Source organism: Pseudoalteromonas sp. HM-SA03 (assembly GCF_002289345.1).
GTDB lineage: Bacteria > Pseudomonadota > Gammaproteobacteria > Enterobacterales > Alteromonadaceae > Pseudoalteromonas.
In genome coordinates, this window is record NZ_NSDG01000002.1 from 25,329 (window position 1) to 38,470 (window position 13,142).

Genomic DNA, 13,142 nt, shown 5'->3' on the forward strand with positions numbered 1-13,142 from the left:
CTTTGTTCGTTTTATTTATCGTACTGCGAGCATAATGAGTCCCGGAAACACAAAGAATGAACCTAATACGTAAGCCAAAGCTGCTGGTTTATTCTGCGCACCAATCTCTGCTAACTTCTCAGCTAGACGAAGCGGGATTTCTCTCAGTAGTGGTAAACCGTAAATAAGTGCTACCGCAAAAACGTTAAACATTACATGTACAAGTGCAATCGTTAATGCGACTTCTGCTGCAGGGCCTGTGATAGATGTTGCCGCTAACAAAGCGGTAATTGTAGTGCCGATATTTGCACCTAGGGTGAACGGATATATCTGACGAGTGGTAAATACGCCGCTGCCAGCGAGTGGGATCATCAAGCTTGTTGTTGTCGACGACGATTGTACCATCACCGTAACTACCGCGCCTGAACTTATACCTACAACAGGGCCTCTGCCTATCGCACTGTGTAATAATTCCTTCGCTTTACCTACTAACGCCTTTTTGAGTAATTTACCTAAGTAAGTCACAGCGAACAGGATCATCATGATACCGATAACAACCATGGCAATACCTGCAGCTGTAGAGTCTAAAAAGCTAACACCATCTTTTACCAAGCTTACCGCAGGTTTCACCAGTGGTTTGATAAAGTTGTAACTTTTTAACGACAAGTCAGCATCACCAACAAATACATGGGCTAATCCTGACGCGAGTTTCTCTAACATCCCAAACATGATTTCCAAAGGCAGGAAAATAGCAACGGCTAATAAATTAAAGAAGTCATGTACGGTGGATGCGGCAAATGCTCTTCTAAACTCTTCTTTGCTACGAATGTGACCGATAGAAACGAGCGTGTTGGTAATAGTCGTGCCAATATTTGCGCCCATTACCATAGGGATTGCGATACTAATAGGTAATCCACCAGCAACGAGGCCAACAATAACAGAAGTCACCGTTGATGAGGACTGCACCAATGCAGTTGCCAAAGCCCCTAAGAGTAGGGCGACGATTGGATTGGTTGCAAATGCGAAGATTTCCTTCGCCCCTTCACTTCCACCTGAGGCCAACTTAAAACCGCCACTCACAGTGCCAACTGCGACTAAGACTAAGTAGACAAGTAATACGATTGATAGCCAGTTGAAAAGTTTAGCTGATGCTGAAGTCTGAGATTGATTAACCATAGTTTCGCTCTTAGAGTAAGTAATGTTCATTCATTACACTTTTATTTCAGCCGCGCATTTAACCACCCAATTGTTACAGTTATATTTCAGTTTTATGTAGTTCGATACGTATGCTCATTTTCTCATCACATTTTTTGAATCAATGGTAACTAATAGTAGTAACATGCTGTTTTTGCTGATTATTAGTAATGTGATACATTTATTTACGTCTCCAAACTTGATCCACATTTGCTTCACTATTTAAAAGTAAGATTTAGTTATAATTATTGTGCCTTATATCACTATGTTAAGACTTTTCTCGTTAATTTTTATGCTTTTTTCTATGGCCGCTGGTGCAGTTGACTTTACGCCTAGTGCCGAGCGTAGAGTAAGTGAACCATTAACAATCCACTTTGGAAAAGTCGATGCAGCGCAATTATCTTCAACGCTCGGCATAAATGAGCGCGAAAGCCAATCTATTGCAGAGGTACTTTCAAGCCAAGCACCTGAACTAAAAAATGAATCTTATCAGTGGGCGACGGTTACACTAGATATGCTTGTATCCGAGGGCAGAAATTACATCGCATTTGGCTTTGCTAGATTGCCTTGGCTAAGTATTGCTTTGGTTAACAACGGTGAGGTCTCATTTTTAACGCAATACACCCTGAATACCCCGTTTAATATTAGGGAGGTTGAAGCACCGCAATTATATCTGCCAATATCAAAAGAACACTTAGAAGGGGCAAGTCTCATTGTCCGCTACCAAACTTTTGCGAATGCCCCTGCCGACCTTAGATTAATTAATGATAATGAGCTAAATAGTAATATTCTTACCAGTACGGTCATCAATGCTGCGCTAAGCGGGATCATAGCTGCCGTGTTTGTTATTGTATTAGTTAACTTTTACTTTAATACCAATGCGACCAACGCTTACTATTGTCTTTGGACGCTATTATTTTTGCTCATTGTGTTGGATATGTCAGGGTTTACATTTCAATATTTCTGGCCTTCACAAGGCAAATTTGCCACCTTATTTTCAGCTTGTTTGATGACTTTTGTACCAGTGTTTCATCTTCTTTTCATAAAAAAATTTTTGCAATTAAAGCATAGAAACGAAACCTTACACCTTCTATACAATGGATTTTTAACAGCTTACCTGCTGCTTATCCCAGTGGCAATCTATTCAAAATCGGTTCACTACAACCTAATATTAAGCTTGAGTATCATCCCGCTATTTCTTTATACCAGCTATTGGTCTTTGAAACAGAGCGCTCCTGGCTCTGTAACTTTTTCCCTCAGCCTGCTAAACCATGTCATTTTTGTAAATTTTATTGCTATCGGTGGGACTATGTATGCGGGTTTTATCAATGTTCATCATATATCAAGCGCAATTAAATTTGGCTACTTAATAGAGGTCATGTTGTTCACACTGGCACTTGCGCAACAAAATAAGTCAGCCCAAAATAATCTGTTATCAACACTACAAACTCAGGTGAATGCGCTCTCGAATACGGTACAAACAGAGAAACAGTTCAATCGTCAAAATCAGCAGGCGTTAGAAAAGAAAGAGCATCGTTTATTTACCGATCTCTCTCATGAGCTGCGTACACCACTAACAGTTATGAAGGTACAGGTTGAATCTCTACAATACAATATTGTTGAGAATGTGCAGGAAAGCTACGGCAAGCTCATGGATAAAATTGACGAGCTAAATCACTTTATTAATCAATTGATGCTGGTCACTGACAATGAAAAGTTAGCAACTATGCTTAACCTAAGAGACTTCACAATCTGCAAACTGGTAAATCAAGTGCACACTCAAGCAGCAACTTTATTTAAAAATAATAAGGAGCAATTAGAGGTTAACTATCAAATATCTGGTACAGAAAAGATAATCATAGACCTAGACGCGATAACCAATTGCGTTCTTGAGATTTTAGGTAATGCCATTAAGCATGGTGGGGATAAGATTCAAGTAAAGATGAGCTTCTTTAGCGTAGACAGCAACTTAATCATTCGCATTGAAGATTCAGGCACTCCGCTATCCTATGAAGCGCACCAACAGTTATTCGACCCGCTTTACAAATCACAATCAGCAAGGACCAACTCGGGAAAATCCAAGGGTATGGGCCTTGCGATGTGCAAAAAAGTAGTAGAAGCCCACAGTGGACAAATTGAATCCTTTAATAGTTTATTAGGCGGGTTGAACATGGAGATCAAGCTGCCATTAACTAAAACGCCCGCTTTCAGCTGATATACAACAGTATGTTTTCGCGCTCACGTTTTAATTTTTCGTCGAGGTATTAGCTTAAGCCAAAATACAATTTCAAGTGCCACACCCAATATCACAAATATGAACATTCCAGTTTGGCTGCTATAGCTATAAGCAGCTATTGCACCTATGAGTAGAGCCAATAAAATAGCGATTCTGTGAAATGTCTTCATTTTATATCCTTTTCTATGGTGACTTAGCTAATGCATTTACAGCCGAATACCAACTTTACAACTCACTTGAGATTGCCACTTGGTTACGGCCATTACGCTTAGCAAAATAAAGCGCCTGATCTGCCGAGGCGAGCAATTCTTTGCCGTTATAAGGAGGCTTAGTCTGAGTATGTAATCCTACACTTAATGTCATTTCTATGCGATAGCTTTCGCTTATCAATGGACTTGCCTCACATGTCATTCTGATCTTCTCTGCGAGTTCAAAAGCTTGCGAGCCATCGGTTTGTGTAAGTACGATACAAAACTCTTCGCCGCCATACCGGGCAACAAAGTCTCCTGCTCTAGTGGCATAATTTGAAAGTATACGTCCGATGTGAACTAAACAATTGTCTCCAGCTTCATGACCATAAGTATCGTTAACCAGCTTAAAAAAGTCGATGTCAATCATAATAACGCTAAGAGGATGCTCAAAACGTTTTGCTCTTAAGCACTCACTATGCAAGGCTTCGTCTAGTGCTCGCCTATTGGCAATACCAGTCAGCACATCGGTTCGACTCGCAAGCTCCAGCCTATCGTTTGCTTCCTGTAGCGCTTGAGTTCGTAAGGCGACAGTATGCTCTAATTGAGAATTTACTTTTTGGATTTCATTGAACGCCGCTAATTGCGCTTGAAAGCGTTTGTTCTTCTCGGTATTAAGTTTTTCACCTATTGCTATCGATAGACAGGCCACCTCGATGGCAGTACCTATCAATAGCGCATTTTCGGTAAACCAAGTTTGGCTGATTAAGTCTAATTTATTTAGCGCAAGAATGATCCCGCCAATTAACACTGAACTCCAAGCGATTGAATAGTATGTCGCTAGACGACTTTTTCCGGCCAAACGCAAAATACGGCAAAAAATACCCCAGATACAAGCTGATACGGCATACGCTATGGTAAGTTTTATCATCACTGCATAATCAAAAAATACAGAAGAAAATAAGAGCATCAACCCTAATCCCAAAATTAGGCGACACCCTAAGTAAAGCCACTTGTCAGAAATACCAATTTCGAGCAATGTCATAACAAAGTAGGTTCCGGTTAACACCGAGCTGATAAGAAAGAATAAGATTGCTTGATCGTTCCACCAAAGACTTGCTGGCCAAAGATATCGAAAGGCAAAACCTGATAAACAAGCGGAAAATAGCGCTAAACAAATAACGTATAAAACATAGTAAAACAACGTGGATTCGCGAATGGTAAAATAGAGGAGCACATTATAAGCTGCCATTATCCCCATCAAACCAAAGTAGATCCCCATCACGATACGGAAAACTTGGTCATTTATCAAAAAGTCATGGTTTGTCCAAAGTACCACAGGAAGTTGCAGGGCACTGGATGAGCGTACTTTAATGTATAGTGCTACCTTACCATGCGTGCCGTTTGGGAGCGGTATGATAAAATGCTCATGCACAAAAGGGCGGTCAACGAAAGGTTGTTTATCTCCTAATTGCTGATGAACAAATATATTGCCTTCTTGTAGCATGTAAACATCAAGCTGATCCAGCACCGGATAGGCTATCTCAAGTAAATAAGGCCCTTCTTTTTCATTGATATTTAACGACGTACGTACCCAGTAACTTAGGTTGGAATACCCTAAATTCAACACTTTATCATCGGTAGTTTGCCAATGGATACTTGGGTTATTTATAACGTCGACAATCTTAGCATTTGAAGCCACGTACTCTAGTTGTAACGTCTCTTTGCCCGCCGCTACCACTTGACTACACAGAGACAACAGGAGTACAAACAATAAAAAGACGTACCTTTGCCTCAATCAACCACCCTCGCTACGTTCCATAAGCACAGACATAAAGCGCTCTCGCCAAAGATTATGAAATAAAAATAGTTCTTTAATCATAGTCAGCCATAAATAGTTCGCCAATTTTGAATTACGTTCAACTATCCTATAGAATGCGCGGCTTGTTTGAAGTGAGCGATTCCAACGTCGTAAATCAAATAGGATGCAAAAAAGCGTAATGAAGGGGCAAAGTAATGAGCTTTTGGCAAGAAAAAACACTCGAAGAAATGACTAGAGATGAGTGGGAAGCGATTTGTGATGGCTGTGGTAAATGCTGTTTACACTCTTTTATCGACAGCGATGAAGAAGATGAATCATTCGAGAGCACTGACTTTTTACGCGAAGGTGAAGAGTTACTCTACACCGATGTTGTCTGCCAATATAACGATAAAAATAGCTGTGGCTGTAGCCGCTACAGCGAAAGGCAAGTTCTAGTACCGTCTTGCGTACAGCTAACCAAAGAAAACCTTAAAGATATCTTTTTTATGCCAAACAGTTGTAGTTATCGACGACTTCATGAGGGCAGGGGACTGGCAAGCTGGCATCCACTTAAAAACAACGGGTCCAAACAGGCCATGATAGATGCGGGCATTAGTATTTTTGGTAAGGCGACCTCTGAGCTGGAGGTAGATTTAGAATCTGATTTTGAAGCACATATTGTAGAGTGGCCTCACAACGACAGCGACTGAAGAAACAAGTCCTAGGATAAATGCCTTGCGAGAGAGCGTGCATCTATCCTAGAAAAAGTATTCTATTCGCCAATATCACCTTTAGACGGCAAAGCGGCAAATGCTCCAAAGCGTTGAACGGCAAACGCACCACATTTCGCAGCATACGTGACTAAATCATTCGCCTCATCCAGTGAGATGGCAAACTCAGCATCTCGGGTAGGTTTAAACTTTCGAATGATTTCAGCAAGTACCCCTCCGACAAACGCATCTCCCGCTGCCGTGGTATCCACTGCGACAACATTTGGCGCAGTGACTTTAGCACTATCATTTGGTAGATAAATATCAACGGGGTTTGCACCGTCGGTTATTAATAACAATTGAGTTTGCTTTTCCATAATTGCGGCTATGGTTTGCGCTTGTGTTTTACCCGCATGACTATTCGCGTTCAGGTATTCCAATTCTTCGCGTGAGAGTTTAACGACATCACTTAGCGCGATACAATGCCAAATTCTATCAAGAATATGCGCAGTCGAACTCCATAGGTTCAACCTGAGGTTCATATCAAAACTAACAAGCATGTTGTTTGCTCTTGCGCGCTCAAGCGCATAAACCGTGGTTTTATAGATATTCTCTTCAGTAAGACTGTTACTGCATATATGTAATACAGAGTGCTCTGTAAACATATCCTCAGAAAAATGTACTTGCCTGAACAACAAATCCGCCGCTGGTGGCCGATAAAAACTAAAGCTTCTTTCACCTTGTTTATCAAGAGAGACAAATGCCAATGCCGTTTTGGCTTTATCTGTCCACTCAAGGTAACGGGTATTTACGCCATTAGCCTGTAGCTCTTCAGCTAAAAACTGGCCGAACATATCATTACCTAACATGCCGCAAAAATACGCATCAACGCCTTGCTTTGCCGCAGCTACTGCCACGTTTGCAGGCGCGCCGCCTGCATATTTAGTAAAAGATTCTGGTGTTTTGCCATCCGATAAAAAATCAATCAACGCCTCACCAAAACAAACAAGTGCCATGTTATTCGCCTTTTAACTTCATTGAACGCAGGACTTCGTAACACGCGCCCATGGTGTGATAATCGGTCTTGCCCGCTGGGCTTTTTTCATCACTGAACTTTTCATTTTTATTATTCAAAATACGATACCAAGCACCGTATTCATGGTCGACGAAGTTATCCCAAGCATATTGCCAAATTCTGTCGTACCACAGCCAGTATTTTTCATCACCGGTTTCAAGTGCTAGTAGCGCCGCTGCAGCAAATGACTCAGCTTGAACCCAAAAGTATTTGTCATCATCACAAATCGACTTATCCGGTGCAAAACCATAGCAAATCCCACCAAATTCACTATCCCAAGCAGCTTCTAATGACTCATCAAACAAGTGCACTGCTTTTTCCACAAGCCATGGCTTTGGCATGTAGCGATTAATCAACAATAATAATTTTGACCACTCAGTTTGATGACCGGGCTGAAACCCCCAAGGTCTGAATAAGTGTTTGGGATCATCTTTGTTATACTCAAGGTCGACTTGCCATTGACTATCATAGTGCTCCCAAATCAGCCCTTCTGCCTTAGCGGCTTGACGATTTACCATATTGTCGGCGAGCAAATACGCGCGCTGTAAAAACTTTTCATCCTGCGTTGCTTCATAGCAAGCTATTAGCGCTTCGCAGGTGTGCATATTGGCGTTTTGACCTCGGTACTCATCTGCCTGATTAAAGTCTGCATCGAATTCGTCTTTATAGAGTCCAAACTCAGGCTCAAAGTATTTCTCTTCTAACAGCTGCCATACTCGCTCGATTGCAGGCTTGCTGTCCGATAACCCAACCTTCAACGCACAGGCATGAGCCAATAAAACAAAGGCGAGCCCGTAACAATGGTTAGTGCCATCTACAACATTTTCGCCTTCAAGCAACCACGCATAGCCGCCATTTTCCTGCCTATGGACGGTTTCTAAATAATCGATACCATGCTTGACCTTATCTAAGTCAGCAGGTTCTTTAAAATAGTCATAAGCCATAGCATAGTTAAAGACAAAGCGTGTACTTGATACTAAGTGACGCGTGTTCGGATCATAAATCTCGCCATTATCCTTGAAGAAGTGATTAAAGCCACCACGTTCATCCACGCAATTTGGTGCGTAAAAGCTGAGCGTCTTTTTAATGTGTGCTTCTAAAAATTGCGTTGTTCTAAAATTCATCTAACTTTTAACCTACTGCTGAACATTTCCGTTACTTTAGCAGATAAAACATGGAACGATCCAATAAAACATTTGTGATTTTCATGTAACAGTGTGTAGAATCAAGGTGAAAACAGATTGGAGTATCACTTGTGAGCGAAATAAATACAAATCAAACCTTCGTCACAAGCGGGAATACCGAGAATAATAATTATCGACTTCCGCTTATTGCAATGACAACGCTTTTTTTCCTTTGGGGATTTATAACCGTTTTAAACGATGTCCTCATCCCACGTCTAAAAGGCGTATTTGACCTTAACTACACCGAAGCAATGCTGATCCAGTTTTGCTTTTTTAGTGCCTACTTTATTATTTCTTTACCTGCTGGGTATTTAGTTAAACGCTTTGGCTATAAAAATGGCGTACTAACGGGCTTGATCGTGGCATCCATTGGCTGCATCATGTTTTATCCTGCCGTTGTTGTTCACGAATATTGGATTTTTCTCTCAGCGCTTTTTGTGCTTGCATCTGGCATCACTGTTTTGCAAGTATCAGCGAATCCTTATGTAGCAGCACTCGGTCATCCTCGCACTGCATCTAGTCGTTTAAACCTTGCGCAAGCGCTTAATTCACTGGGTACCACTATTGGCCCTATTGTGGGTGGCTTTTTATTGTTTGGTTCAGCCGGTACGCTAACCGTTGAAGCTGCGGCAAGCGCAGAGGGTGTAAAGGTACCTTATCTTATTTTGGCCGCTGCGCTACTGACAATCGCCGTGGTATTCGCGTTTTTAAAGTTACCCGTTATTGCTGAGCATACTGAAGCCGTCGATTGTAAAGCGAAACACCATAACCTAATTGAAGCGCCACACTTAGTAATGGGTGTAGTAGCTATTTTCTGCTATGTCGGTGCAGAAGTTGCGATTGGCAGTTTCCTTGTAAATTACTTTGCAGAACCTGAAATCGCAGGACTTGAAGAGCACGCTGCAGCAAAACTTATCGGTTACTACTGGGGTGGTGCTATGGTAGGGCGTTTTATCGGCTCTGCTGCCTTAAAGACCATTGCACCTTCAAAAGCAGTGGCTTTCAACGCTGTCGTTATTATTTTATTACTGGCATTGACCATGAGCACCAGTGGCAACATTGCGATGATTGCCGTACTCACGATTGGCTTGTTTAACTCCATTATGTTTCCGACAATCTTCTCGATGGCAATTGAAGGCTTAAGTTCATTAACCAGTAAAGGTTCTGGCTGGCTGTGTTTAGCCATTGTCGGTGGTGCTATTGTGCCGCTCATTCAAGGTGTGGTTGCGGATAAATTCCATATTCAGATCAGCTTTATTGTGCCATTGCTTTGTTATGTCTACATCGCATGGTACGGATTAAACGTGGTTAAGCTGTCGCAAAAGTGGCAAGCAAAACTGAATTAAGTTAACGAAAGTTTACAAGGCGAGCATAGCTCGCCTTTTTTATTGCATAATTTTTTCGTCGCAGAGTATTGAATACGTATTCATAAAGGGTATTATAAAATAAAATTGGAACGCTCCAATTCAAAACAAAAACTAGGAGAGAGTAATGCGAGCTAAAACTTGGGCGTTGGCAATCACACAAAGTGTGTTGTTAAGCGCAACAGTTCACGCCACTGAATCAAATACACAGTGGGTCGATACCTTCATTGGTACTGGCGGTGATGGCCACACCTTCCCAGGCGCAGTCGTCCCATTTGGTATGGTGCAATTAAGCCCAGATACAGATAACCCCATGCGTGGTGTTTCCCCTCAACCAGAAATCTACAAGCGCTGCGCTGGTTATCACTATGACGACCATACTATTGTTGGTTTCTCCCACACGCATTTCTCTGGTACTGGTCACTCAGATCTTGGCGACTTGCTGATCATGCCAATGACAGGCAAAGTAAAACTCGATGCTGGTACCGTTGAAAATCCAGACATAGGGTATCGCTCGCGCTTTTCTCATGATCAAGAATGGTCAGAACCTGGCTATTATGGCGTTGACTTACTCGACTATGGTGTGAAAGCCGAGGTCACCACAACCACGCGAGTGGGTATGCATAAATACAGCTTCAACAAAGCAAAACAAGGCCATGTATTGCTTGATTTGACCTCAGCAATCTATAACTTTGAGAATAAAGTGATTTGGAGCGACATCCGCAAAATAAACGACACCACATTGGTTGCTTACCGTGCAACTAATGGCTGGGCGCGTAACCGCCAAATGTATTTTGCCATCGAATTCTCAAAACCTATCGCTAACTATCAGTTTTATAATCTAGACAACAACCGTTATCGTTGTATGAATTGCTTAGGAAAAGACAGCAAACACTCTACGATTGAGAATACCGCAGTAAAAATGACAGCAGGTAAAGCCGTTAAGTTTGTTGCAAGCTTTGATAACTTAGACGAAGCACCGCTATTAGTTAAGGTCGGACTTTCCGCAGTTAGCCGCAAAAACGCATTAGAGAATCTAAAAACTGAAGTGCCAAATTGGGATTTTGATGCCGTTCGCGCAAATGCCAAGTCTCAGTGGGCAAATTATTTAGATAAAGTCGACGTGAAAGGCACCAAAGCGCAAAAACGTCAGTTCTACACTGCGCTTTATCACGCATTGCAAGCGCCGAATATCTACCAAGATGTCAATGGACAGTATCGAGGCGTTGACGGTGAAATTCATGACGGCAAAGGTTTCGAGCACTATACCTTATTCTCGTTGTGGGATACCTATCGTGCATTACATCCATTACTCACTTATATCGACCCAGACCGCGTATCCGGCATGATCCAATCTATGCTAGTACATTATCAGCAAAGCTATGAAAAAATGTTACCTATTTGGTCGTTCCATGCCCACGAGACATGGACCATGATTGGTTATCATGCGGTGTCAGTCATTGCTGATGCATATTTAAAGGGGATCAGAGATTACGATATTAATTTAGCAGTAGAAGCGATTGAAAACACGGCTAACAACCCAGTGTACGATGCCATCCCTGAATACAAGAAATTTGGCTATGTACCAATGGACGTACTTCCTGAGTCTATTTCTATCACTCTTGAATATGCTTACGATGATTTTGCCATTGCAAGAATGTATGAAGCGATGGGCAATACCAGCAAAGCGAAAGACTATTATCGCCGCGCGATGAGCTATAAAAATGTGTTCAATAAAGAAACCGGTTACATGCAAGGGTTAGATTCAAAAGGAAACTGGGATCCCGAATTTGACCCTTTTGAAGCAAAATACATGGGCCCATACACCGAAGGTAACGCGAAGCAATATAGCTTCTATGTACCACATGATGTAGCTGGCCTGATTGAATTAATGGGTGGTGATGATGCATTTGAAGCGCGTCTAGATGCACTGTTTGATACCCACCTTTCTGAAGAGATGATCAAAGAGCACGAAGATATTGCAGGCCTGATTGGTAACTATGCCCATGGTAATGAGCCTAGCCATCATATTGCCTATCTATATAACTACGCGGGTAAACCGTGGAGAACCCAAGAGCGTATTCGTCAGATCATGGATACCTTGAGCTCAGACAAACCGGATGGCCTTGCAGGAAATGACGATGTAGGTCAGATGTCCGCTTGGTATATATTTTCAGCGATGGGCTTCTATCCTGTTGCGCCAGGCGACCTAAGCTACGCGATTGGTGCGCCTCAAGTACCAGAAGTTACCTTGAAACTTGCAAACGGTAAAGCGTTTAAAACCGTTGCGAAAGGTTTCAGTGACAAAAACAAATATATCAAGTCCATTAAATTAAATGGCAAACCGCTTAAGCGCAGCTACATCACACATAACGACATTATGAATGGTGGCACATTGGAGTATCAAATGTCCAGCAAGCCGAATAAAGCATGGGGTCAATCCAAAACGCAAAGACCGCCTTCATTGTTGGAGTATAAGTAATGGTTAAAGCAGGAATATTTCTTGCGGCTGTTACCACATTTGCAAGTGCGCCATTCGCACTTGTAAATGACGCCGATAATGCCGCAGCGCGATTAAAACCTATCGCGTTTCAGTCAGACTTAGCATGGCGTCAATTTCCCCTGCCTGCCATCTCGCTCAGCAAAACAACTAAAATTAACCATTTCGCATGGCAAGAAATTGACAACAAAATAATAGAGCAAATAAGTTATAACGTGGCTAGATTGCTGTATAAGGAGATGGAAAGCGCGCCTAAACTACCTACACTCCATATTGTCTTTGAAGACCTAAAAGGGGTTGCATATAAAGAGGGCGATTTTAACGGCGCAACCATCCATATCAGCGCAAACTACATGGAAAACTTTTCTAAATCGCATAGCGAAACAGAATCAGTCGATGAACTTATCGGTATTCTCTATCATGAAATTGCCCATGCTTATCAGCTAGATGATCATAATTACAAGGAAATAGGGTCAATCATTGAGGGAATAGCGGATGTTGTTAGACTAAAAGCTGGGTATATTCTTGATGACACCCAAAAGCCTGGCGGCAACTATAAAGATGGTTATAAAAATACTGCATTCTTTATCGATTGGTTATCGAAGCAAAGTAACCGAGACCTACTTCAGGAAATCAATGCTCAGTTGGACCCACACGATGATATAAAGTGGGACTGGCAATACTTTGAGCAATCAACAGGTGTTAAATTGGATACTGCTTGGCGACATTATCAAGCGTCGTTACTTTAGCGTAAGGTGAGCGCAGTCTCACCTTTATTTAACATTCACTCTAAACCTCTCTCATTTCCTGCCGATAATCAAAGACAAACCTTTGAGTTTTTGATAAAAATAGTTACAAAGGAATCCAATTCCTAAATCTATTAATAATAATCGGCCAACGAGTTTATTGTT

At 41.8% G+C, this 13,142-nt stretch carries 9 protein-coding genes; 5 read left to right on the forward strand and 4 right to left on the reverse strand.

Annotation, left to right across the window (positions count from 1 at the left end):
- Positions 1–15 precede the first annotated feature (15 nt).
- The gene (locus tag CKO50_RS00085; RefSeq protein WP_095726515.1) at positions 16–1,155 is read right to left on the reverse strand and encodes a Na/Pi symporter; all 1,140 of its coding nucleotides are present in this window, start codon (positions 1,153–1,155) and stop codon (positions 16–18) included.
- Positions 1,156–1,477: 322 nt separating this feature from the next.
- Between CKO50_RS00085 and CKO50_RS00090 the strand changes: the two genes are divergently transcribed.
- A complete protein-coding gene (locus tag CKO50_RS00090; protein ID WP_255228667.1) occupies positions 1,478–3,388 on the forward strand; it encodes a sensor histidine kinase in 1,911 nt (636 codons plus the stop codon).
- 246 nt (positions 3,389–3,634) lie between these two features.
- On the opposite strand, the gene CKO50_RS00095 is transcribed toward CKO50_RS00090, so the two are convergent.
- Positions 3,635–5,371 (reverse strand): diguanylate cyclase, encoded by a 1,737-nt coding sequence (locus CKO50_RS00095; RefSeq protein WP_095726517.1) that lies wholly within the window; start codon positions 5,369–5,371, stop codon positions 3,635–3,637.
- 242 nt (positions 5,372–5,613) lie between these two features.
- Here CKO50_RS00095 and CKO50_RS00100 point away from each other — a divergent pair, with 242 nt between their 5' ends.
- Positions 5,614–6,108 carry a YcgN family cysteine cluster protein gene (locus CKO50_RS00100; protein ID WP_095726518.1) on the forward strand — a complete coding sequence of 165 codons (495 nt, stop codon included), beginning with the start codon at positions 5,614–5,616 and terminating at the stop codon, positions 6,106–6,108.
- Between the two features lie 62 nt (positions 6,109–6,170).
- On the opposite strand, the gene CKO50_RS00105 is transcribed toward CKO50_RS00100, so the two are convergent.
- Positions 6,171–7,124 (reverse strand): carbohydrate kinase, encoded by a 954-nt coding sequence (locus CKO50_RS00105; protein WP_095726519.1) that lies wholly within the window; start codon positions 7,122–7,124, stop codon positions 6,171–6,173.
- A gap of 1 nt (position 7,125) precedes the next feature.
- Positions 7,126–8,307 carry an AGE family epimerase/isomerase gene (locus tag CKO50_RS00110; RefSeq protein ID WP_095726520.1) on the reverse strand — a complete coding sequence of 394 codons (1,182 nt, stop codon included), beginning with the start codon at positions 8,305–8,307 and terminating at the stop codon, positions 7,126–7,128.
- Positions 8,308–8,438: 131 nt separating this feature from the next.
- On the opposite strand from CKO50_RS00110, the gene CKO50_RS00115 reads away from it, so the two are divergent.
- The 3 genes from CKO50_RS00115 (at position 8,439) to CKO50_RS00125 (ending at position 12,980) form a co-directional block, all read left to right on the forward strand.
- A complete protein-coding gene (locus CKO50_RS00115; RefSeq protein ID WP_095726521.1) occupies positions 8,439–9,713 on the forward strand; it encodes a sugar MFS transporter in 1,275 nt (424 codons plus the stop codon).
- Between the two features lie 145 nt (positions 9,714–9,858).
- Entirely contained in the window at positions 9,859–12,213 is a 2,355-nt protein-coding gene (locus CKO50_RS00120; protein WP_095726522.1) for a GH92 family glycosyl hydrolase, read from the forward strand.
- On the forward strand, positions 12,213–12,980 hold the full coding sequence (locus CKO50_RS00125) for a basic secretory protein-like protein (RefSeq protein WP_095726523.1): 768 nt from the start codon (positions 12,213–12,215) through the stop codon (positions 12,978–12,980). Before CKO50_RS00120 ends, CKO50_RS00125 begins: the two co-directional genes overlap by 1 nt.
- The last annotated feature ends 162 nt before the right edge of the window (positions 12,981–13,142 follow it).